This window comes from Thermovirga sp., assembly GCF_017656375.1.
GTDB lineage: Bacteria > Synergistota > Synergistia > Synergistales > Thermovirgaceae > Thermovirga.
Genome location: NZ_JACDOB010000021.1, coordinates 1 through 23,456 on the forward strand (window position 1 = coordinate 1; position 23,456 = coordinate 23,456).

The 23,456-nt window shown below is 47.7% G+C and carries 21 protein-coding genes and 1 riboswitch; of the genes, 3 read left to right on the forward strand and 18 right to left on the reverse strand.

The window, feature by feature from the left end:
- From H0Z23_RS06705 to aroF, 6 genes are all read right to left on the reverse strand, one after another.
- The coding region (locus H0Z23_RS06705) for a bifunctional shikimate kinase/3-dehydroquinate synthase (RefSeq protein ID WP_296868460.1) at positions 1-1,296 on the reverse strand (1,296 nt) is incomplete at its 3' end.
- Positions 1,283-2,485: a chorismate synthase gene (aroC, locus tag H0Z23_RS06710; RefSeq protein ID WP_366928881.1), complete on the reverse strand. Its 1,203-nt coding sequence runs from the start codon at positions 2,483-2,485 to the stop codon at positions 1,283-1,285. The genes H0Z23_RS06705 and aroC, both read right to left, overlap by 14 nt.
- Positions 2,478-3,320, reverse strand: coding sequence for a shikimate dehydrogenase (aroE, locus tag H0Z23_RS06715; RefSeq protein WP_296868499.1), 843 nt, complete (start codon positions 3,318-3,320; stop codon positions 2,478-2,480). Before aroE ends, aroC begins: the two co-directional genes overlap by 8 nt.
- 7 nt (positions 3,321-3,327) lie before the next feature.
- On the reverse strand, positions 3,328-4,617 hold the full coding sequence (gene aroA, locus H0Z23_RS06720; RefSeq protein ID WP_296868462.1) for a 3-phosphoshikimate 1-carboxyvinyltransferase: 1,290 nt from the start codon (positions 4,615-4,617) through the stop codon (positions 3,328-3,330).
- Positions 4,610-5,494 (reverse strand): prephenate dehydrogenase/arogenate dehydrogenase family protein, encoded by an 885-nt coding sequence (locus H0Z23_RS06725; protein ID WP_296868464.1) that lies wholly within the window; start codon positions 5,492-5,494, stop codon positions 4,610-4,612. Before H0Z23_RS06725 ends, aroA begins: the two co-directional genes overlap by 8 nt.
- Positions 5,470-6,513: a 3-deoxy-7-phosphoheptulonate synthase gene (gene aroF, locus H0Z23_RS06730; RefSeq protein ID WP_296868466.1), complete on the reverse strand. Its 1,044-nt coding sequence runs from the start codon at positions 6,511-6,513 to the stop codon at positions 5,470-5,472. Before aroF ends, H0Z23_RS06725 begins: the two co-directional genes overlap by 25 nt.
- 526 nt (positions 6,514-7,039) lie before the next feature.
- Here aroF and pheA point away from each other — a divergent pair.
- Positions 7,040-8,134, forward strand: coding sequence for a prephenate dehydratase (pheA, locus tag H0Z23_RS06735; protein WP_296868468.1), 1,095 nt, complete (start codon positions 7,040-7,042; stop codon positions 8,132-8,134).
- Here the strand turns inward: pheA and trpA are convergent.
- The 9 genes from trpA to H0Z23_RS06780 all read right to left on the reverse strand — a co-directional run bounded on the left by trpA (position 8,117) and on the right by H0Z23_RS06780 (position 17,909).
- Positions 8,117-8,914: a tryptophan synthase subunit alpha gene (gene trpA / locus H0Z23_RS06740; RefSeq protein WP_296868470.1), complete on the reverse strand. Its 798-nt coding sequence runs from the start codon at positions 8,912-8,914 to the stop codon at positions 8,117-8,119. The genes pheA and trpA overlap by 18 nt on opposite strands.
- A complete protein-coding gene (gene trpB / locus H0Z23_RS06745; RefSeq protein ID WP_296868472.1) occupies positions 8,911-10,101 on the reverse strand; it encodes a tryptophan synthase subunit beta in 1,191 nt (396 codons plus the stop codon). The genes trpA and trpB overlap by 4 nt, the downstream gene beginning before the upstream one ends.
- A complete protein-coding gene (locus H0Z23_RS06750) occupies positions 10,094-10,735 on the reverse strand; it encodes a phosphoribosylanthranilate isomerase (RefSeq protein WP_296868474.1) in 642 nt (213 codons plus the stop codon). Before H0Z23_RS06750 ends, trpB begins: the two co-directional genes overlap by 8 nt.
- Before the next feature lie 2 nt (positions 10,736-10,737).
- Entirely contained in the window at positions 10,738-11,490 is a 753-nt protein-coding gene (locus H0Z23_RS06755) for an indole-3-glycerol-phosphate synthase (RefSeq protein WP_296868476.1), read from the reverse strand.
- Positions 11,487-12,515 (reverse strand): anthranilate phosphoribosyltransferase, encoded by a 1,029-nt coding sequence (gene trpD / locus H0Z23_RS06760; RefSeq protein WP_296868478.1) that lies wholly within the window; start codon positions 12,513-12,515, stop codon positions 11,487-11,489. The genes H0Z23_RS06755 and trpD overlap by 4 nt, the downstream gene beginning before the upstream one ends.
- Entirely contained in the window at positions 12,512-13,108 is a 597-nt protein-coding gene (locus tag H0Z23_RS06765; protein WP_296868480.1) for an aminodeoxychorismate/anthranilate synthase component II, read from the reverse strand. The genes trpD and H0Z23_RS06765 overlap by 4 nt, the downstream gene beginning before the upstream one ends.
- On the reverse strand, positions 13,109-14,632 hold the full coding sequence (locus H0Z23_RS06770) for an anthranilate synthase component I family protein (RefSeq protein ID WP_296868482.1): 1,524 nt from the start codon (positions 14,630-14,632) through the stop codon (positions 13,109-13,111).
- Between the two features lie 266 nt (positions 14,633-14,898).
- Complete coding sequence (locus H0Z23_RS06775) at positions 14,899-17,055, reverse strand: methyl-accepting chemotaxis protein (RefSeq protein ID WP_296868483.1); 2,157 nt, start codon at positions 17,053-17,055, stop codon at positions 14,899-14,901.
- Between the two features lie 113 nt (positions 17,056-17,168).
- Entirely contained in the window at positions 17,169-17,909 is a 741-nt protein-coding gene (locus tag H0Z23_RS06780) for an ABC transporter substrate-binding protein (protein WP_296868485.1), read from the reverse strand.
- 158 nt (positions 17,910-18,067) lie between these two features.
- Positions 18,068-18,159: riboswitch (TPP riboswitch) on the forward strand.
- 91 nt (positions 18,160-18,250) lie between these two features.
- On the opposite strand from H0Z23_RS06780, the gene thiC reads away from it, so the two are divergent.
- Both thiC and H0Z23_RS06790 read left to right on the forward strand, forming a co-directional pair.
- Positions 18,251-19,528 carry a phosphomethylpyrimidine synthase ThiC gene (gene thiC, locus H0Z23_RS06785; protein WP_296868487.1) on the forward strand — a complete coding sequence of 426 codons (1,278 nt, stop codon included), beginning with the start codon at positions 18,251-18,253 and terminating at the stop codon, positions 19,526-19,528.
- 27 nt (positions 19,529-19,555) lie between these two features.
- Entirely contained in the window at positions 19,556-20,347 is a 792-nt protein-coding gene (locus H0Z23_RS06790; protein WP_296868489.1) for a sulfide-dependent adenosine diphosphate thiazole synthase, read from the forward strand.
- Between the two features lie 95 nt (positions 20,348-20,442).
- Here H0Z23_RS06790 and nhaC read toward each other — a convergent pair whose 3' ends face one another.
- The 3 genes from nhaC to H0Z23_RS06805 form a co-directional block, all read right to left on the reverse strand.
- A complete protein-coding gene (nhaC, locus tag H0Z23_RS06795; RefSeq protein WP_366928882.1) occupies positions 20,443-21,834 on the reverse strand; it encodes a Na+/H+ antiporter NhaC in 1,392 nt (463 codons plus the stop codon).
- Positions 21,835-21,989: 155 nt separating this feature from the next.
- The gene (locus H0Z23_RS06800; protein WP_296868493.1) at positions 21,990-22,412 is read right to left on the reverse strand and encodes a PilZ domain-containing protein; all 423 of its coding nucleotides are present in this window, start codon (positions 22,410-22,412) and stop codon (positions 21,990-21,992) included.
- Between the two features lie 35 nt (positions 22,413-22,447).
- A partial coding sequence (locus H0Z23_RS06805) for a GGDEF domain-containing protein (RefSeq protein WP_296868495.1) occupies positions 22,448-23,456 on the reverse strand: 1,009 nt, incomplete at its 5' end.

Below are 23,456 nucleotides of genomic sequence, written 5' to 3' on the forward strand. Positions count from 1 at the left end.
GCCCACCGAAACGGCATCGCCATGCATCCATTTGTACCCTGAGGCCGCTTCTATTGCGTGCCCTATGGTATGCCCTAAATTAAGGCGCATACGCTCGCCCTTTCTTTCCTGCTCATCCGCCTCGACTATGCCTTGCTTTATGGCCGCACATCTTGCTATGACATCTACCAAAAAATCTAACCTCCGCGCTATGAGGGCCTCCACATTATCCTTCAACAACTCAAAAAGTTCCCAATCCTCTCCCAAGCCATACTTCACTATCTCCCCAAGCCCCTGCCTGTAGCTTTCCCAAGACAGGGTCAAAAGGCATTTTACATCCGAGATAACTGCCTTTGGCCTATAAAAAGCTCCAACTAGGTTTTTGCCAAAGGGTAGATTAACCCCTACTTTGCCGCCTATGGAGCTATCCACTTGAGCCAGCAGCGTTGTAGGACATTGAACAAATGAGACTCCCCGCATCCACGTTGCAGCGGCAAAGCCGGCAACATCTCCCACAGAGCCTCCTCCAAGGGCGATTACGGTGCTCTCTCTGTCCACTCCTGCTTCAGAAAAAGCCTCATATATGCGTTCCACATGCTCCAAGGATTTGGCTTCCTCTCCTCGCGGCAATACATAAAGGCCTTTTAACGGCCCCAACTTGTCCGCGAAAAAGGGACCGGTAAGCTCGTCTACCACCACAAAGGGAAGCTCTCCCTCCCCCAACAACATCTTCAATTTTTCTTCACAGAGGATGCCTCCACCTATGAAGATGCTATCGCCTATTATTTTCTCAACTTTTGGCCCATCTTCATCGGTCAAAAGTCCCAAGCTCAAAAGCACCTCGTCCAGTATCTCTTTTACGGTCTTACCGTCGGTCTGTATGTGAAGGTTGCCGCCTTTGTAAATTTTCTTTCGCTCCTCCCATAGAACTTCAACTTTCTTTTCGTCAAGCAAGGGTCTTTTCCCCGGTTCTTTCCTCGCCCTGGCTATGGCTTCCCCTGGGGAGACACCCAATATCACCAAAGTGCCTTCTTCCAGGATCTTATTTTTAAGGTCCCCGTTTAAGAGGGTGCCTCCACCAAGGGATACTATTATGTTGCCCACATCCAGGAGCTCAAACAAGGTCCTACGTTCCAGATCCCTGAAATAGCTTTCTCCCCTCTCCTTAAATATCTCAGCTACAGTCATGCCCTCTCTCCACTCTATAAGGGCGTCCAAGTCAACGAAAGGCATCCCTGTCCTCACGGAAAGGGCCCTCCCAACCGTGGTCTTACCTGCCGCCATGAAGCCTCCTATGAATATGCTAGGCCTTTTCATTACCTCTCCTCCTAACTCTATTAACATAGGAAGAAAAACGTTCTTTAACTTCCTCCAGGGTGTCCCCGCCAAACTGTTCCATTACTGCTTCTGCAATTACCCAAGAGAGCATGGCCTCCGCCACTATTCTTGCCGATGGGACTGCACATACGTCGCTCCTTTCCCTGTGGGCAAAGGAAGCTTTCATCGTGTCCATCCTAACGGAGGGCAAAGGCTTTGTAAGGGTAGGGATAGGCTTCATGGCGGCCCTAACGACCACCTCCTCGCCGTTGGTCATGCCTCCTTCTATACCTCCGGCATGATTAGTACGTCTCTTGAACATTCCTTTCTCATCTATAAAAATGCCGTCATGGGCCTGGCTTCCAGGGGCGTTGGCCAATCGGAATCCCTCCCCTATTTCCACTCCTTTTATGCCGGGAATGGCCATTAAGGCACCTGCGATTTTCCCATCCAGCCTGCGGTCCCACTCAACATATGACCCTATCCCCGGAGGAAGGCCTTTAACAGAGACCACAAAGGTCCCTCCAAGGCTGTCACCTACTTTCATGGCCTCTTCTATTCGTTCTTTCAACCTTTCTTCATCGCTTTGAAGCACACAACCCATGGAGGAATTAGATGCCGCTTCCCATTCTTCCTCAGTAGAGGGGGCCTTTACCGATACCCCACCTATGTTGGTCACTGCGCTTCTAACCTGTATCCCCAGGCTTTCTATTAGGAGCTTTGCTAGGGCGCCTGCCGCAGCCCAAGACGCAGTTATCCTAGCACTCGCCCTTTCAAGTACGGGACGCATGTTTTCATGGCCGTATTTCAGCCCCCCTGGAAGATCTGCATGTCCAGGGCGAGGGCAGTAAATGCTCTTCTCTTTCACGGCTTCTGGATCACAACTTTGTGGATCCATTGAGCTTCGCCATGCCTCCCACTCACTGTTCTCAATGGTTATCCCGCATGGAGCTCCAGTAGTCTTGCCATTCCAGACACCACCCCAGATGGTGAGCTGGTCCTTTTCTATCTTCATCCTGCCGCCTCTTCCGTAGCCTTGTCTCCTGCGCTCAAGCTCCCTTTTTAGCCTTTCTGCTGGGACAGGAAGCCCCGCGGGCAGGCCTTCCACAACCGTAACAAGCCCCCTGCCGTGAGACTCTCCGCTAGTCAAAAATCTCAAAGTCCCCATGGCATCCTCCTTTCTAACCACAAAGGTTAAGCGCCTTGCGCATAACCTCCACTTCTGGCTTCATCCCCGTAAAAAGCTGGAAGGCCCATACCCCCTGCCTCAGGAGCACTTCCTCTCCTCCTACGTGACGTAAGCCCATTTTCTTCGCTTTCTCTACCAATTGGGTCCTGCTTCCTGGGATATAAACCAGGTCCAGAACCTCCTGAAACTCCCACGGGCCCAAGAGGTGATTCAACAAGCCTTCAGGCCACGGCACGCTGGACATCCCCAAAGACGTAGCGTTGACAAGCAACTTACATGAAGAAGCAGGTACTTTCCCCCACGAAATGTATTCAAAGGGCCTTTCGGGAAAAATTTTGTTCATCTCTTTGACCAGAGCTACCCCTCGCTCCTTGTTTCTGTTGGAAACCCAAACCCTCTTAAAGCCCCTCTTCCCCAAGGCATAGGCAGACGCTCTTGCCACTCCTCCTGCGCCTAGAAGAAAGGCCTCTTTTCTATCAGGGCTCAAGGAACCAAGTATTTCATCTATAGCTAAAACGTCAGTGTTGTACCCAAAGGCCTTTCTGCCCTTGAAAATAACGGTGTTCACTGCTCCAATGGCCTTTGCTTCGTCAGTGACCTCATCCAGTAGATCTAAAACTGCCTGCTTGTGAGGTACAGTTATGTTGCACCCCAAAGCACCCAGGCTCATTAACCCCGCTAAGGCGCTTTTTAATTCTTCCCTCCGAACCCTGCAGGCCAGGTACACCATGTTCAATCCCATCTTGCAGAAAGCGGCGTTGTGCATGGCTGGAGATAGGCTGTGCTCAACGGGGTCCCCTAAAAGGGCCACTAGTTTGGTCTCAGCGTCTATCATCAAGGCTTTACCCTCCTGAAAGCACAGATAGGTGTTTAAAAAATTCCGGATAGGATATGCTCACACATTGGGCATCTTTCACTACTACCTCTTCTCGCGCTGCCAAAGCTGCTACGGAAAATGTCATGGCTATCCTGTGATCTTTGAAGCTTTCCACACAACCTCCCCTAAGAGAGGTAGGGCCTGTTATCACCCAGCCATCGTCCAACTCTTCTATATCTGCGCCGAGATTTTTGAGTCCCTGTGTGATGGCTCTTATGCGATCCGATTCTTTCACCCTAAGCTCCTTTGCGTGAGTGACCCTGGTCACACCATGTGCCTGGGTGGCCAAAAGGGCCAAAAGTGGCAGTTCATCTATCATGGTAGGGATAACGTCCTCTCCAACTTCCACGGCCTCAAGCTCTGAGTGCCTGACCCTTATGTTTCCTACAGGCTCTCCACCAGAGGGCTCCTTTTCCTCCACTTCTATGGAGGCCCCCATCTTCTTTAGGCATTCCAAAAAGCCCACCCTTGTTGGGTTTATTCCTACGTCCTCCAACACTATATCCGAGCCTGGAATAATGAGAGCTGCGGTGATCCAAAAGGCCGCTGAGGAAAAATCCCCTGGCACCCTCAACATACATCCTGGAAGGTCACTGCAAGGGTAGACCGTTATTCTATTGTTCTCCTGCCTTATGGGTACTCCTAGGTGCTGCAAAAGCCTCTCTGAGTGGTCCCTGCTCTTGGCAGGCTCCACAACGGTCACACTTCCATGGGCGTTAAGCCCTGCGATCATTAGAGCTGTTTTGACCTGGGCACTCGCTATGGGAAGCTCAAAGGCTCCTCCAGAAAGGCAATTCCCCCGTATGGAAAGAGGCAGATACGCTCCACCGCCTGGTCCATCTATCCTGGCCCCAAGGGACCTCAAGGGGGATACAATTCTCCCCATAGGCCTTTTACAAAGGCTTTCATCACCTGTTATCACAGCAAAAACCCCAGGAGCGCTAGCAAGCAATCCACACAAAAGCCTCGCTGTCGTCCCCGAATTTCCAGCATCCAGGGGAGCTTTGATCTCTCCAGCGTTCACACCCTTGCTTACCCTAATACTGCCTCCTGTTCTTTCCACCTTACACCCTGAAAGCTCAAGACAGCGAAGCGTGGACTTACAATCGGCTCCAGAAGAAAAGTTTTCTGCCGTTATCCCCTCAGAGGAAAGGGCACCGAAAAATGCCACTCGGTGAGATATAGATTTGTCTCCCGGCAGAGCCAAGCGCCCTCTTAGTCCTACTGCATTAGGTTTTATTTTTACTTCATCCATCCAAATCACCTCTCTCGCTTAAGGTTAGGCCAAGAATTTTCTCCCTTTTGCTTTTGGCCATTTCGGCCATTTGCATGGCCTCATCTTTACTTGAACTTGCCATCCTCTCCAAAAGAGCCCCAGCTTGCAGCAAAAGAGGCTTGATAAGATCTCCATTTTGTTCCCACATTTGAGCAACAAGCCAAGATGGTCCACTGGAAAGCCTCGAGGTGTCCTTAAAGCCCCCTGAAGCCATCGCAAAAAGATGGCTTAAGTCCTTCATATGTTCTTCTGCCACAAGGGGCAGCACAATGGAAAGCATCATGGGGAAATGGCTCAAACACGCTGCAGCTCTATCGTGAGATAAAGGGTCCATCTTGAGAGTCGAAGCTCCAAGAGCCAGGCCCAGTTCCTCAGCGAGACTTATGGTCTCTTCGGAAGTAGAAGGAAAGGGAACGACTGCGCAAAGGGCTCCCTTGAAAAGATCGCTGGATGCATTTCTTATGCCCCCTTTTTCCTTGCCTGCCATGGGATGAAACCCAACATAACGCTCCCCCCAAAGCCTTGACAAGACATCTCCCACCTTGCGTTTAGCACTTCCTGTGTCCATAATCGCCTTGACCTTTTCATTGGGGCAGAGGTAAGCCTGTTTTCCGGTATTTATTATCTCGCCAGCTGGAGTAGCTATTATCAGGACATCAGAAAAAGCTACAAGCTCCTCAAGCCCGCCAGCAGCAATATCTATAAAACCTTTCTCTTCGGCAAACCTCAGGGTTCTTTCATCATTGTCCCAACCAAAAACTGATTTGCAGCTTCCATTGGCCTTCAAGGCGCCTGCAATGGAACCTCCAATCAGGCCCAGTCCCACAACGCCTACATGGCAATCCTTAAGCCGCATGGGGTTTTAACCTCCTCGTTTAGTGCATTGCAGAGTTTATTTACGCTGCCCATAAGATCCTGGAATTCTTCCAGGGTAAGACTCTGTGCACCATCAGATAGGGCCTCATGGGGTCTTGGGTGGACTTCGATCATGAGGCCATCGGCCCCTGCTGCTATGGCCGCCATGCTCATGGGCTTTATGAGTTCCTTGCGTCCCGTACCATGACTTGGATCCACTATAATGGGGAGATGGCTCAGTGACTTAATCAAAGGAACTACGCTCAGATCCAGCGTATTTCTAGTGATCTTGTCGAAGCTTCTTATACCTCGCTCACAGAGAATAACTCTGTGGTTGCCTCCAGCTAATATGTACTCTGCTGCCTGAAGCCACTCATCCACGGTAGCCATCATTCCTCTTTTTAAGAGGACAGGTTTCCTGGTGCGCCCCACCGCTTTGAGGAGGGAAAAGTTCATCATGTTTCTAGAACCTATTTGAAGGATATCCACGTGTGGTTCTAGCCATTCCAGATCTTCCGGTGACATTATTTCTGTCACTATGGGAAGGCCTGTCTCTTTCTTTGCTTCAACCATCAGCGCTATGCCTTCGCTGCCAAGGCCCTGAAAAGAGTAGGGGTTGGTTCTTGGTTTAAAGGCCCCACCTCTTAGCACGTTAGCACCTGAACGTTTAACACCCTTTGCTGTTTCAATTATTTGAGATCGGCTTTCCACCGAGCAAGGGCCAGCCATTATTAGCCGGTCCCCTCCCCCTATCTTAATCTCTTCAGTAATGTTGAAGACGTTGTCATCCGGGAAAGTTTCCCTGGAAGCCAGAGGAAAAGGCTTCTTGGTGGGCGTTACAGCCTTTACGCCCTGCAGGGATAGGATTAGGTTACCCACTTCCTCGTCTCCATCTGAAACTATATAGGGAGATTCAAAGGACCCTACAACCCTCAGGCTGCAGCCTTTGCGCTCCAAAAAACCACAAACTCTCGCTACCTCTAAGCTCTTGCAACCTCTTTCCATGTGAATAACCAACATTCTCATCTACCCCCTTTTCTCAAATAAAAAAAGCCGGAACTGGATGTGGAAATCCCGTTCCGGCTTTTCACCTACTCTTTTTTTGCTTTAGATCCCCTTTAGGTAGAGCCTGCCTCTCCTTCGGGGATTAAAAGAGCCTCGGACGGAATTCCACGTGCTGACTGGCCACTGGCGTAATAAAAGCGCCACTGGCCGCTGGTAAAGCCGAAATAATAGGACAGGCTGTTGAAAAGAATAGTGCTGCTCGGTTTCAGGCTTACCATCTCCGTCTGGCTCTCCTTTCTCTTTTATTTTCTTGCAAGTTCACTTTGTATAGGTATTAGTGAGATATTTTAGGGGTTATTTTCTATTTGTCAAGATTGAATGCTATATTTATGTAGATGTGCCTAAGTTTCGTTCCGTCTACGTAGTTAAAGCCACGTCCGTTTACAGAGTTGTATGAGCCGCTAGAATTTGCCATATCCGGCCCGCTGAAGTAAAATCTCTGCAACAAACTCAGAGGTGCCTATTCATGGAGGGGATGGCCTTGGATTGGGATAAGAAAAACGATATAGCAGAAATGAGACAAAAAATTGACCAGCTTGACCAGGCGTTCGTCCAGATACTAAAAGAGCGCGTCGAGGCCGCAAGAGCCATAGGCGAGCTGAAAGGAAACCATAAAGTCCTGGATCCCAAAAGGGAACAGGAGGTCATTGAGAGGATCGTCAGAAATTGCAGCGAGCTGGATCCAAGGGGTGTCAAGGCCATAATGAAGGAGATAATATCCCTTTGCCGAGCTGTCCAGGAAAGGCCAAAGGTAGCTTGCCTGGGGCCAGAAGGGTCCTTTTCTCAGCAAGCCGCCTACGCCTGCCTTGGAAGCAGCATCGACCTTGAATATCTAGAAGACATAGAAAGCATTTTCCGAGCCGTAGAAAGAAAATCCTCCCCATTCGGGATCGTGCCGGTAGAAAATTCAATAGAAGGGGTGGTGTACAGCACCCTCGACGCCTTCGCCTCCACTTCTTTAGGCCTTTCAATTTCCATGGAAATAATGCTTCCAATAAACCATGTCCTGGCAAGTAAAAGCTCTACCTTATCCCAAGTAATGGAGGTTCGATCTCACCCTCAAGCATTGGCCCAATGCAAGGTGTGGCTTTCAATGAACCTCCCCCAATGCCCCAGGAAAACAACCACAAGCACCAGTGCTGCCGCCATGGAAGCAGCAAAGGACCAACGCCTGGCCGCCGTATGTACCCCCTTGGCTGCGGAAGTGAACGGACTAAACATATTGGCCAAAAACATCCAGGACCACTCCCATAACACCACCAGATTTTGGCTCATATCCAAAGGGCAAAATTCAACAAACTCCCTCCAAGGCATGAACAAGGCCTCTATCCTTTTCACTGTAGCCCACAAGCCTGGTTCGCTCTTTTACGCCCTTGAGCCGGTGAAGGATGCAGGACTGAACATGATGTTCATCCAGTCCCGCCCCCTCACAAGCAACCCCTTTGAGTACCTGTTCTTCGTGGATATCGAGCTACCACCTCAAGGCGAAAAAGCCCTGGAAGCCCTAAAAGAAATGGAGAAAAGGTGCTTCAGTTTCAGGGTTCTTGGGGTATACCCATCAATTAAACAACACTGAATCCAGCGCCTCCCTGAGGCCTGAAATAAAGCTCTGAACCTTCTCTTCCAACACCTTTGCATCTTCCTGGCTTTCCTCTATGAGCTTGACCAAGGCGCTTCCCACCACTACGCCGTCAGCCAAAGCTGCTGCATCTTTGGCCTTCTCCGGTCCGTCTATACCAAACCCCAATGCCAAGGGAAGCTTTAGGTGCCTTTTAACTCTTTCTAGGTAACTATCTAAACCCTCCACTGGCCCCCTTTTGTCTCCAGTTATACCAAATAAGGACACGCAATACACGAACCCCCTGGCCGAGTTTGCCATCTTTTTGATCCTTTCTTCCGGGGTGTTGGGTGCCACCATCAATATGCCATCCACCCCTTGTCCCCCCAGCGCTCCATAAAAGGCCGTGTCCTCATCAAAGGGAAGGTCCGGGACTATAACCCCCACCACTCCTGATTCCCTTGCTTCACAGGCGAAACGTTCGACACCGTACTGAAGAATGGGGTTGTAGTACCCCATTAGAACTACGGGGATCTTTATTCTTGACGAGCTTTCCTTTAGAGCTTTTAGTACCCCTTCAAGGGTGGTTCCCCTTTCGATGGCCCTCTTGGATGCCATCTGTATGATTGGCCCATCAGCCTGCGGATCAGAAAAGGGAATACCTACCTCCACTATGTCCGCCCCACTTTCCTGCAGGACCTCTATAAGGCGAATCGTTCCATCCAGGGAGGGATCTCCGGCAGTAATATAAGGTATTAGAGCCTTCCTATCGGCAAAGGCTTCCTTCAACCTTCTCATATGCTATCACCATCCTTCAAAAGATAGGGCCTCACTGAAGACATGTCCTTATCTCCCCTTCCTGAAAGGCACACAACTACTAGAACTTCTGGGTCCAATTCCGGAGCCCTCTTTATTGCCTCTGCCAATGCATGGGAACTTTCCAAAGCCGGTATGATCCCCTCGAGCTTGCTAAGGGTCTCGAAAGCCTTAAGGGCTTCAAAGTCCGTCACAGAAGTATACTCCACCCGACCTGAATCTTTGAGATAGCTGTGTTCCGGCCCTACACCTGGATAATCCAATCCCGCGGAAATGGAGTACGCTATCTGCACCTGGCCGTGGGGATCTTGAAGCAAGTACGAGCGGCTTCCGTGAAGGACTCCGACTTTTCCCGCAGTAAGAGAACAGGCATGAAACCCTGTAGACAGTCCCTTTCCTGCTGCCTCTACGCCTATCATCTTCACATTTTCGTCCTCCAGAAAGGGATAGAAGAAGCCTATGGAGTTGCTTCCTCCTCCTACGCAGGCAACCAACACGTCCGGAAGCCTCTTTTCTGCTTCCAGCACTTGGGATTTGGTTTCTTCACCGATGACCTTCTGAAAATCCCTCACTATAGTGGGATACGGATGAGGACCTACAACTGACCCTATCACGTAATAGGTGTCTTTCACGTTGGTGACCCAGTCTCGTATCGCCTCGTTGGTGGCATCCTTTAAAGTCTGGCTACCTGAGGTAACAGGTACCACCTCCGCACCCAAAAGCCTCATTTTTTCCACGTTCAAGGCCTGGCGCTCCATGTCCTCCACTCCCATGTAGACATGGCATTCAAGCCCCTCCCTGGCTGATGCAGTAGCCACTGCAACTCCGTGCTGGCCCGCTCCGGTCTCGGCTATTATCCGCTTTTTGCCCATCCTTTTGGCTAAAAGTACTTGGCCTATGGCGTTGTTTATCTTGTGGGCTCCCGTGTGGTTCAGGTCTTCCCTCTTAAGGTATATCTTCCTGCCCAACTTTTCCGACAGGCGCTCCGCAAAATAAAGAGGCGTAGGCCTACCACAATAGGTTGCAAGTAACCTTTTAAGCTCTTCGCTGAAAGATTTGTCGCTTTTTACCTCTTCGTACATTTTCTCCAGCTCGTCTAGGGCCGGTATCAACGTCTCCGGTACGTAGCGCCCGCCAAAATCTCCAAAATACCCTTTTCTGCTACTCATCTTTTCTTCCCTCCATATTCATCAGCTGATGGCTTCGTATAAGCCTTATTGTCTTCTCCATTAGACGGTGATCCTTGACCCCCGGCGAGACTTCCAGCTTGCTGTTTAAGTCCACGCCGCAAGGATTTACTTTTTCTATGGCTTCCAACACGTTCGACGGCCCAAGCCCTCCTGCCAAAATAAAGGGCTTTTCTACCTTTTGAGGGTCTATGGCTTCCCAACGGAACGCCCTTCCCGTCCCTCCTTCTCCTGCCTTTCCTGAATCCAACAGAAAGAAGTCTGCTACCTCGCTATACTTATCGAAGTCCATTGGCTCTTTGCTTCCAAAGGAAAAGGCTTTTATAACCCTCAAAGGAACGCTTCCAAGCAGGCTTGGATCCTCCTTTCCGTGAAATTGGACAGCATCAAAAAGTCCACTGGAAATTATTTCTTCCAGTAAGGTCCTGTCAGGGTCTGCCACCACTGCAACGACGCTTACAAAAGGGAAAAGCCTCTTGGTCAGCTTTTCTACATCCTTGACAGATACCTTCCTGGGGCTAGGAGCGAGGATAAACCCCAAGGCATCAAACCCCAGCTCCAACGCTTTAAGAACATCTTCCTCCCTTTTTAGGCCGCAAAGTTTGACCCTAACCATGGCTACCTGGTCCTTTCAATTATTTCCTGTATCTTTTCCTGAGGATTTTCCGTCCCCACCAGGTAAGTTCCTACTAAAACAGCGTCCACACCGCAGCTTGCTAGAAACACAGCGTCTTCCACAGAAGCTATGCCGCTTTCTGAAACCACCTTCCTCCTTAAGGGAGTTTCAAGCTTGTGCAGCAAGTTCATCATTTTCTGGGTAACCTTAAAATCTATGGAAAAATCTTCCAGGTTTCTGTTGTTTATCCCAATGATCCCTGCAGAGGTATCCATGGCCCTCTTTAGCTCCTCAGGAGTATGAACTTCTACCAGTACCTCAAGGCCTAGCTCCATAGACTTTTCCACCATCATGGGAAGCAGGTCACCTTCCAGGAGCCTGGCAATCAGAAGCACTGCATCGGCCCCTGAAAGCAAGCTTTCGTAAAGCTGGATGGGGTCTATTATGAAATCCTTGCGCAAAAGAGGCACTGAAGAAAGGGTGCTTAAGTTTTTAAGCGTCTCAATGGAGCCACCGAAAAAGTTTTTCTCTGTAACTACCGATACGGCTGCCGCACCTCCCTCTATGTACCTCCTGAGCCTGTCTTCGGAACTTAGCGTCTTTTCTATAATCCCCCTGCTGGGAGAGGCCTTTTTGATCTCTGCTATTACGGCGAGCCCCTTGCTGGAAGATATAGCCTTCCTGAGGGAACGGCGAGAAGCCTTCATCATCTGAATCTCCGCACTTTTGGCTTGCACTATTTCTGAAAGGATCATATCGCTTCCTCCCTTCTTGTTTCCCTTGCAAAGGCCCTTAAGCCTTCAAGGAGCTTGTAAGCCTTTCCGCTTGCAATTACCTCCCTGGCTAAAACAGCTCCTTCCCGGAAAGAACAGACAGTGCCGGCAGTAACAAAAGCCACTGCAGCGTTGAAGATCACAGCTTCCATCAGCGGCCCGCCTTCCCCCCTTAGTACCCTTTCCATCAGCTTGGCGTTGCTTTTTGCATCCTTGCCAGCCAAAAATTCGTTTCTTGCCCTCTTAAGCCCAGCATCTTCTGGCCTTATTTCCTTTTCTTCCAGGCTTCCGCGGTCAACAAGGCAAACTTTGTTTGGCCCCTCCAGGGAAAATTCGTCCATACCACCAAATCCACAGACCACCACAGCCCTCTCTACCCCCAACCCCGCAAGGGCTTCAGCCATAGGCCTTACAAGGTGAGGTGAGTAGACGCCCAGGACCTGAAACTTCACCCTGGCTGGATTGGTAAGAGGCCCCAGTATATTGAATATGGTTCGCACACCTAAAGCTTTCCTGATGCCAGCTACGTTCCTCATGGCTTTATGAAAATATGGTGCGTAAATGAATCCGAAGTTGGTCTTTTCTATGCACTCGACGACCAGGGATGGATCGTCAAAGATCCCCACTCCTAACTCCTCCAGAACATCTGCGCTGCCACACCTGCTTGAGACGGCCCTGTTACCGTGCTTTGCCACTGCAACTCCTCCCGCTGCCGCCACCAATGCAGCAGCGGTGGATATGTTAAAAGTCCCCTTTCCGTCTCCACCTGTTCCAACTATGTCCAGTAGGACACCTTTTTTTACGTTGAGCCCCATGGCCTTGTCTCTCATGACCTCCGCTGCTGCCCTTATTTCCTCCGGGGACTCCCCCTTGGCCCGCAAGGCCGCAAGGAACGCAGCGACCTGAACAAGAGGTGCTGTACCTTCCATTATGGCTTCCATGCTGTCCTTCATCTCAAGATATTCAAGGTTCTTCCTCTCCAAAACTTTTTCCAAAGTTCCTCTCATCTCTGCTCCACTCCTTTTTCAAGGTATTGTTTTGCAATTTCATGAAAATTCCTCAGGATCTTTTCTCCGTAATCGGTCATTATGGATTCTGGGTGAAACTGAACCCCGTATACTGGCAGGCTTTTGTGCTGCATGGCCATGATGGTCCCGTCCAGTGTGATGGCAATGACCTTCAGATCCTCGGGAAGAGATGACCTTTCAACCACCAAAGAGTGGTACCTTGTGGCTCTGAATGGTGATGGCACGCCTTCTAATATCCCTTTTCCACCGTGATATACTTCTGAGGTCTTGCCGTGAAAAGGAACACTTCCGCGGATTACTCTGCCACCAAAAACTTCAGCAATGGCCTGGTGTCCGAGGCACACGCCCAGGATAGGAATAACCCCTGCAAAAGAGCCTATGACTTCCTTAGATACTCCAGCTTCATCAGGAGTTCCAGGCCCCGGGGAGATGACTATACAATCGGGGTTCATGTTCTTTACAGCCTCACAGTCAATTTCGTCGTTCCTGCAAGTCAAAACCTCATCTACTAAAGAAAGGTACTGTACCAGGTTGTAGGTAAAGGAGTCGTAATTATCTATGACCAAAATCACCTAGGCCACCCCCTTCTTTCTTGAATTTTTCAGGACATCTATGAGGGCCTTGGCCTTGCTTTTAGTCTCCTCGTACTCTCTCTCAGGCACTGAATCGTAGACTATCCCTGCTCCTGCCTGTACGTGCAGATTTTTGCCTTCTTGGAGAAAAGTCCTGATAGCAATACAGGTATCCATGTCTCCTCCAAACCCTATGTAACCTACGGCCCCTGCATATGGCCCTCGGGCATCAGGCTCGATATCCTCTATGATTTCCATGGCCCTGACCTTGGGAGCTCCTGATACGGTCCCAGCCGGGAAAGCGCTTCTCAAGACATCAAGGGGCGTACAGCTTGACCTCCTGGTGCCTTCTACATTGGAAACTATGTGCATTACCTTCGAGTACCTCTCAATGTCCATTAGCTCCGTCACTTTGACAGTACCGGGAACACAAATTCTTCCCAGGTCGTTTCTTGCAAGGTCCACTAGCATTAGGTGCTCGGCTTTTTCTTTTTCATCAGCCAAAAGGTCACTTTCCAGGTACCTGTCCTCGACAGCGTTTCTTCCTCTTCTCCTGGTTCCAGCCAAAGGCCTTGTGGTTACTTTATCGCCTTCCAGGCGAACCAAAACCTCTGGGGAAGAACCGATGAGCCTGAAATCCTTTAAATTCAACAAGAACATGTACGGGGAAGGGTTAGCCAACTTAAGGGCCTGGTAGAGCACCAACGGGTCAACCTCCACTTGAGCAGTAAAACGCTGTGACAAGACCACCTGGCATATGTCACCAGCACAGATCCTATCCTTTGCCTCCTCCACCATCGAGAGAAAGGTTCTTTCGCTTACATTGGAACAGAATTCAACCTCTTCTTCGACAAAGCCTTCCAGCGGCACGAGAAACTCGGATTTCAAGACCGTTCGTTGCAGACTGTCCAACGAATCCAAAACATCGCTGTAAATGGATCTTTTTTCTGCTGGAGTCGCATCTTTGGGAATGGTAGCCGTCTCTATCAGGAGGACCTTATCATGTAGGTGGTCTACCGCTATTACGGAACGAAAGGCCATAATGACTGCCTCCGGGAAGGCACTGCTTTTAAGTTTCCTTGGAGGTTCCTGGTGAAAAAGCTTCTCCCAGTATTGGACCATCTCGTAGCCGAAATATCCAGCCAGGCCTCCGCAAAACGGAGGCAGGCCTTCAAACAGTTCATTTCTAAAGCTTGAAACATAACCTTCGAGGGCATCGTTGAACTGCTTTAGACCTCCGCTGCGAAGTACCTTGCCAGTTATTTTTTCTTCTCTAAACTTACCGCCTTCGAGGATAAAAAGCCTGTCGGGGTTTGCTGCTATAAAAGAAAACCTTCCTTCGTTGGACTTATAGAGTCCGCTTTCAAGGAGCAAGGAAAAATTGCTGTTCCTCGCAAGCTGCCGATATATGTTAAAGGGGTCTTTCCTACCCAAAGGCATTTCTCTCACCAGAGGGATTGCCCTGAAAAGCTTGCAAAGTTTCTCAAATTCGCTGAAACTCATTTCCTTTCTCAAACTATTCATATCTCTTTTACCTCCCTTTCCTCCGCTGGCATTCCAAATAAAAACGGGAGAGGCTCTTCAAGGCCTCTCCCGTTTTGGGGTTACAGTGAAAGCTGATACAAAACAAAAAGGGCCTTGAAGAGAATCCCGTTAGGGATCCGCCACCAAGGCCCTTAGAAAATCTATGTGAACTACCTCAGGCTCTTGGGGCAGACCATGAAAGCCTGCCACCACCAATTGCGCATATTTTTAGCTAATCTTACCAACGATAAGTCCTCCTTAAAATTTTAAGAGATACTATCACTTTTGCCTCGATCCGTCAAATTTTGTTCTCCTGACTCTAGCTTTTCTTCCAAGGTAAACCTATCAAGCATCTCTTCCAGCTTGCTTGCGTTTGACATCAAGTTCTGTGCCTCTTGCGCCAGTTGCACAGATTTCTCGCTAGTTGAGTTAGATGAGTCACTTATGCCTTCCACTTTTTCAACTAATTGATTATTGGCGAGAGTTATTTGCTCAATTGCTTCCGCTATCTCATGGCTCGCGGCAGCCTGCTCCTGAGCAGAAGCAGCCATAGAGTGTATAGTGCCATCAATTGAACGTATGTGTTCCAGCACTTTTTCAATGTTATTCTGAGCTTCTACAGCTTTCTGAGCTGTGTTTTTCATCTCTTCTACGGATGCCATTATGGTTGAAGCTGATTCCCGGGTCTCATTGCGCAGAATGTCGATCAATGAGCTTATCTCCTTAGCAGCACTATTGGAGTTTTCCGCCAGCTTTCTTACCTCATCTGCAACTACTGCAAAACTTCTACCGTGTTCGCCAGCCCTCGCAGCCTCTATGGCGGCGTTTAGAGCAAGCAAATTGGTCTGATCCGCTATTGTGCTGATGGTACCCACAAAAGATGTTATCTTTTCTACCGATTCGACCAATCGTTCCATTGTCTTTGCGTTGGTCTGAGCATCCTCAGAAGTTTTGTATACTTCCTTTATTACACGTTTAACATGGCCTGTTGCCTCTTCTCCTATTTCTCTCGTCTTTTCGGATAGTTCAGCAGCTTCGGCAGCAGATTCCGCTACTTTCCTGGAACCCACGGATATCTCTTCTATGCTAGCATTGGTCTCTTCCAATGAAGCCGCATTATTTTCAGCAAGGTCTCCCAGATCTTTCACAGCGCTCTGTATCACTTCCATGGCCTCATTTACCGAATCTGAAAGCTCGCTAAGCTCATCTGCCTCATGTTTGCTGCGTTCTGCCTCTTCTTTAATGGCCTCAATGATCTGTTTTTGATTCAGTATCATCTTCTCCATCTCTAAAGCAACTTCATAGATCTCGTCATGGAATGGAAAGGAATAACCCTTCAGAGATACTGTAAGATTACCGGCTCCAGCTTTTTTAGCCATGCTAGATAAGGCCGCAAGTGGGGATTTAATGCTGCGAGTTATCAAGAATGAAGCTATAAAACCTAACAATATAACTGCTATGGTAACAATTAAAGATACCCTCAGGTTCTGTGAGAGTTTTGCCACTATATCTTGAGCTACAGCATTGACCTTCTTTAAAGTCTTATCGTTGATCTCTGCAACCACTTGATTCGTTTTTTCTGCTCTGTTTTCCAAATCTTTTGCTATTCTTTGAAGGTTTTCCCAATCTTCGACTAAATTCTTAATAGCAAGTTGGTACGAATTAATGGCTTTTTCAACTTGCTGCAAATTCTTTTTGCTAGATAGAACATAAGTATCTTTTTTGAGAGCACTAACTTCCTTTTGAACCTCAGCCAATTTTGCTGCGTTCTCATTAATGTTATTACTGTCACGGCTTAACTGAGACTTATATATATCTAAATCCACTGCTTCTATAGTTTGCAATATTTTTATGGCTCTATCTATCTTACCAAGCCTCTTCATGACAGCTCCGACGCCGATTTCAAACTCTATTTCGTTCTTTAGCTCCTCTTTCTCTCCCTCTATATATGCTTTCATATTGTTTCTTACAACATTCAAAGCCTTTTCTGTAGCGGAACGGCTCTCTTTAATACTATTAATGGCTTCCGTTATTTTTTTGGCGGCATTTCTGAGGGATGCTATTGAGCTTGAAGCGACAGAGCTTCCTTCTTGAAGCTCTTCCATATCCGTTCTAGACATGGCCTTTTTTGTTGCCTCTTGCACTAAAGCTTCCGCCTCTTTTAGCTTCTCATTTCCCTTTTTAAGGTAATCATCTTTTTCTACAAGAGCATATCGGGAATAATAAGCTGCACCCTCTAAGAGAGACCTCTGTATCGCAGCAACCAGGTTTATCTCCGTAAACCTCTGTTCTGCTAGATCCTTTGTGGCGATCTGCACTTGCTGAAAGTTTTTCCACGAGAGCAATGTAACTATCGCAAACAAGGCAACAATGGCAACAAAGCTCCCTATTAGGCGAGAACCTATCTTCATGTTCTTAAACAAAATTCTCTCCTCCCTCCCCAACAAAACCACACTGCACAATCATTCTATAAAACCTAATATAAAGCCAAAGCGGTGGCCCAATAAGACCACCGTAAATAACCACTAAAGCTTTTTTATTTGAACCACTTTTCAAAAAGTTTTTTTCGGTTTTTCTCTACCACTTCATCTATCACGACTTTAAGCTCTGGAGTATCTTTTGGCATAGCTACTCCATAGCGTTCCCTGGTGAACTTCTGATCCAACAGCCGGAAGCGAGGATCTTCTTTAACCTTATACTGCAAGAAACCTCCATCATAAACGATCGCATCGGCCTCTCCATTGAGTACCTTTTCATATCCTTCATCTACGCTGCTAACCAAGACAAGCTGGTCAGAAAGCTGAGAAGCTACCTCTTCACAGATAGAATCCTTCAAAGCTGCTATTTTATGCCCTTTAAGCTGCTCTGGGGTCTGTACCGGAGAATCCTTCAGCACTGCAACCATTTGGCCACTCATAAAGTACCATTCAGAAAAATCACAATTCTTAAGTCTCTCCTCCGTTATGGTAATAGCTCCCATGGCTATATCAAAATCGCTCCAATCGTAGTTCGGATCCCAAGCCTTAGTTATCGCCTCCCAGCCTGGAAGAGATATTTCTGCCTTCACCCCTATGGCTTCCGCTATGGCATGTGCCATATCCACTTCAAGCCCCTTGATTTGCCCATCCTCCTCATAACAGAAAGGCTTGGTGACATCCAGCGCAACCTTTATGGCGCCTCTCTCTTTGATCTCCTGAAGGGTAGCTGCAAATGAAGCCGAAACAAAAACTAAGGATAAGATAACCAACAACGACGCCAACAAAAACCTTTTGCCCATGAAAACACCTCCATAAAAATTTGTATTCTATACTTTTTCTTAGTATAAGAAAGTGACCTAATCTATACAACAAACTCTCTTTGCCTTCGGGAAAATCGTTTGAGGTTTTGCCGTATTTGACAGAAATTTTTAACAGTGGTAAAAGTCTAATATGAAAGTTAGAGCCATGGGGGCGCCCGTTTGGGCTGAGAAGGTACCCCTAGAACCTGAACCAGGTAATACTGGCGGAGGGAATGGCAAGACAAAAGGAACATCTCCTCTGCCGCCCTTTGGCGGCTTTTTTCTTTTCAGGCATTCCTTTTAACTTGCCTCTTCCCCCTAAAAAAGAAGGAGGGAAAAGCATGTCAAAAACTCAACTAGAAAGCGCAAAAGCAGGGATAATAACGGAGGAAATGAAAACCGCAGCCATAGGCGAACCCCTCACTGCTGAACAAATCAGGGACTTCGTCGCAAAGGGTTGGGTCGTCATACCTAAAAACAAAAACAGGTCATTTCCACAGGTAAAGGCTATTGGCAAGGGCCTCAGGACTAAAGTTAACGCAAACTTGGGAACGAGTGACGAGAAAGCTGACCTTGAATTTGAAAAGAAAAAGCTGGAAGCAGCCATAAAAGCTGGAGCAGATTCCGTCATGGATCTTTCAACAGGCGGAGATCTAAATAAGGCCAGGGAATTTTTCCTTGAAAATTCTCCTGTAATGGTAGGGACAGTGCCAATTTATCATGTCGCCTCCGAGATGGCAAAAAAGGGCAAAAAAATTGAAGACATGACTGAAGAAACGCTTTTTGAGTCTATTGAGAGGCAATGTCAACAAGGGGTGGACTATATAACCGTCCACTGTGGCGTAAACTCAGAGACGGCTGCTAGGCTAAAATACGCAAATAGAATAATGCCCTGCGTCAGCAGGGGAGGCTCCATAACCCTTCGGTGGATGAAGAAAAATAAAAAAGAGAACCCCCTATACGAGCACTTCGATGAGCTTTTGAAGATAGCTCATAGGTATGACGTTACCCTGAGCCTGGGTGACGGGTTCCGCCCAGGGACCATAATGGATGCCATTGATGGGCCACAGATAAGCGAACTTCTAATCTTGGGAGAACTTGCCAAAAGGGCCTGGGAAAGAGACGTTCAAGTAATAATTGAAGGGCCAGGCCACGTACCTCTGGAACATATCAGGTCTCACGTAAAGCTAGAAAAGAAGCTGTGCCATGAGGCTCCTTTCTACGTTCTTGGTCCCCTGCCAACTGACATAGCACCTGGTTACGACCACATAACGGCAGCCATAGGAGGAGCAGAAGCTGCAGCTGCTGGAGTTGATTTTCTCTGCTACGTAACTCCGGCAGAGCATTTAGGATTGCCCGATGAAAAAGATGTTTATCTTGGCGTAATCTCTGCCAGGATAGCCGCACACGTGGGAGACATATCCAAAGGCATTCCAACAGCCATAGAAAAAGACCGTGCCATGTCCATAGCAAGACAAAATCTCGATTGGGAAACCATGGCAAAGCATGCTCTGGATGGAGATTATCTCCGCTGTAGGGCGCACATAGCCCAAGACAAAGAGGCATGTTCCATGTGCGGGAAACTTTGTGCCGTAAAGCTTGCTCGCATGAAAGATTGAAACAAAACCCATAAGGAGGAATAAAAAATGAAACTGGACGAAAAAATAATATCCAAGGCAATAATAACGAGGTACTACGAGAAGCTGCTAGATCATTTGAATGTCGACGTCGCTGTCGTAGGTGGCGGTCCTTCCGGTCTTGTGGCGGGGTACTACCTGGCCAAGGCCGGACATAAGGTAGCCATGTTCGAACGCAAGCTCAGCATAGGAGGCGGCATGTGGGGAGGAGGAATGCTCTTCAACGAAATAGTAGTCCAAGAAGATGCTAAAGGGATCCTGGAAGAATTCGGCATCAGAGTAAGGCCCTGCCTGGATAGCGGCTACTACACAGCAGATGCCATAGAGAGCGTAACCACCATAACCAGCAAGGCTGTACAAGCAGGACTTGTCATCTTCAACTGTATAAGTGTAGAAGACGTCTCTGTAGACAATGAGAAAATAACGGGGCTTGTCGTCAACTGGACCCCTATAGAAATGTCGGGGCTTCATGTAGATCCCCTCTCCTTTGGAGCTTCCTTTGTCATAGACGCTACCGGCCACGACACGGAGGTAGTGCACATGGTCGCCAAAAAGGCTCCAGGAAAACTTCTTACTCCGTCTGGGGAAATAGAGGGAGAAAAGTTCATGTGTCCCGATGAGGCAGAAAAGCTCACCGTCGAAAATACAAAAGAGGTATTCCCTGGATTGTACGTTGCCGGCATGGCCTGCAATGCCACCTTTGGAGGTCCCAGGATGGGCCCCATCTTTGGAGGTATGCTTCTCTCTGGCCGTAAAGTCGCTGAACTTATATCTCAACGGTTAAAAGAGGAGTCAAAGTAATTTTCAACAAAAAACGAACAAATGGCGGGTCGATAAGGTATGTGATCGACCCGCCAAAATTATAACCGCGCCAGCTTTTTTACTTTTATTTAAAATTAGTCTTTTCTATAGAAAACCCCTATTCCAAAGAAGGTCAAAACGATGGCCATTATTGGATTGAGCCAGTTGAGCACCGCGTAAGGCGCGTAGGCAAAGGCATTTACTCCAAGCATGGCAGACATGTAACCTCCGCAGGCAGTCCAAGGTATAAGGGGAGATGTAAGGGTTCCGCAGTCTTCCAAAGTTCTGGATAGCATCCTTGGTGCCAGCTTCAGCCTGTCAAATGCCGGCTTGAACATGCGTCCTGGAACTACTATTCCCAAGAACTGGTCTCCAAGAAAGAGGTTACCGAAGAGGCTAGCAAAGATAGTGGTGGAAACAAGGCCCGTCACGTTGTTGATGATCTTACTGATGGCGTTCAGGACACTTTCCAAGTAGCCGCACCTCTCCATGATCCCTCCAAAGCTTAGAGCACATATTATTAGAGAGATTGTCCACATCATGTGGTCCAGCCCTCCACGGGTCAGAAGCTTATCCACAGCCTCCACGCCCGTTGAAGCCTCATAACCATAGTGAGCTGCATTTATAAGATCAGCTGCAGAAGCCCCCTGGTATACAACTGCTATTATTGCACCAGCCAGCGTCGCCAACACAAGCCCGGGAATAGCAGGGGCCTTTTTAACTGCCATTAGTATAACTATGAGGGGGGGAATCAAGGTTATTAAATTGATGTCAAACTGCTGCGCCAACGTTGCCCTTATAGTCTCAACAGTCTGGGCATCTACTGCCTGCCCCTGGAATTTCATGCCCATAATGGCATAGAAAATAACCACGATTATGTATGTTGGTATAGTCGTCCAACACATAGCCCTGATATGGTCAAAAAGCTCTCCTCCTGCCACAGCAGGTGCCAGGTTTGTGGTATCAGAAAGGGGAGACATCTTGTCGCCAAAATAAGCTCCCGAAACTATAACACCAGCCGTAAGAGGAGCAGGAACACCAAGCCCAGACCCTATGCCCATAAGGGCTATTCCCACAGTGCCTGCAGTAGTCCAAGAGCTTCCAGTAGCTAAAGATACAATGGAGCACGTTAAAAGGGATGCAACTAGAAAGATCTTAGGAGTCAAGAGATTAAGCCCATAGTAAATCAAAGCAGGGACCGTTCCGCTCTGGATCCACACACCTACAACTACACCTACCATCATCAGAATTACGATAGGAAGCAACGCCAAGGAAATACCGTGCAACATGCCTTCCTGAATATCCTCCCAACCTTTCTTCAGGAAAAGCATACCGGTCACGGCTGAAATAATGGCCGCAATGAGAATAGGAATGTGGGCATCCACTCCAAGCTTCAAAACTGAAAAACCAATGACAAAAGCCGAGATAAGAATAACCGCCACCGACAACCATACGGGAGGCAAATTCTTAGATTGCTCTCTTTCCACTTTCAAAATCCACACCTCCAATATACTTTATGCAGTATACTGGCGCGCCAGAGGTATGATAACACAATCACAAAGCTCCCTCAACCCTAGCTTTTCCGGATCAAGGGAGCTTTTGCACTGTTATTCTTTAATAATGGACTATTTTAAAAGATTGCTCAATTTTTGCCCTCGAGGTTTTCCTGTAGTCTCGTCCACATAAAAATCCTTAAAATTTCATTCTTTTTCTCTAATGGCAGCTCTCCAAAATTTATTCCCGCCTCTACGACTGGCACTTCTCCTGGAGAAGTTTTTTGAGAAACCCAGGCAATACTACCCTGATAGGCTTTTTCTTTGTCCTTAGCGCGAAACTTGACGACACATGACGCACCTTCTGATATATCTATTTCGCCTTCTATAAATTGAAAGCGAACATGCGCACCACCAAAACTGATATCCAGCACTTCCGCCTCTATCCACGGACCTTCTGGAGAAGAGGCTATGCTGGCTTTGGTGCGAAAAGGTGCCCGAGCATATTTCCTTTGTTTTACATAATCAGTTTCTTCCCGTGGATTTACCGTGTTTTTAGGCTCTTCAGACATTTTCTCACCCCTTAATCCACTTCTGGCGTATTCTCTCAATTACTGTTAACCATACTTGTTAAACTATCTTCTTCTATAGTATACCTTACGCAGTTTCTGCCCTCAGCTTTTGCCTTATACAGCATCTCATCGGCTCTTTTTACTAAAGCCGAATCTCCCATCTTATAGGTCGCAACACCCAGGCTCACACTCACATGCCCCACCTTTGGTATTTCCATTTGGTTAATGCTACGCCTCAGCTCCTCTGCCAAAAGAACGGCATCATTTATGTTCGCACCTGGCAAAATTATTAAAAATTCCTCTCCTCCCCAGCGACCCAAGGTGTCAATTTTGCGTATTCTCTCCATAATGTTATTTACCAATTTTCTTAATACCAAATCTCCCACATCATGACCAAAGTTGTCATTAACTTTTTTAAATCGATCAATATCTAGCATTATTACTGAAAACACATTAAATCCTCGCCTTGCGCGCTCAAATTCTTCCTCCATTTTTTTCACAGTATAGCGGCGATTGTACGCCCCTGTCAGCGGATCTGTCACAGAGAGCACAAATAGTTCCCTCTCAAACTGCTTATGTTTTGTTACATCTCTTCCAATAGCAACAGTATAAGTACCTTTTCGTATTTCAATAGGTGAAAAAGAAACTTCCACATAAACGACTTCTCCGCTTTTGCGTTTAAACTCCACTTCAAATTGGTAACCAGATGTTTTTTCGAATTGCAACAAATCGCAGAGCTCCACGTCTTTCCCTGTAACGGTATCGCGCACCTTTTCTGGCATTAAAAACAAGGGGAATTTTTTCCCCATAATTTCTTCCTCTTTATAGCCGAAAATAACTTCTGCAGCCGGATTCCAAAACATCACTTCGCCCTTGCTATCAAGCATAAAAATAGCATCTTTTACCGTATTTACTATGGCACTTAAGGTCGCCTCTCGTTCTTGAATCTTAATATTTGCTTCGTGAAGTTTAAGTGACATGTCAATGTTTGAAAGCAAAGCTGCGTGTTCAGACCCCTTAGGAACATAGCCATAGGCCTTAACA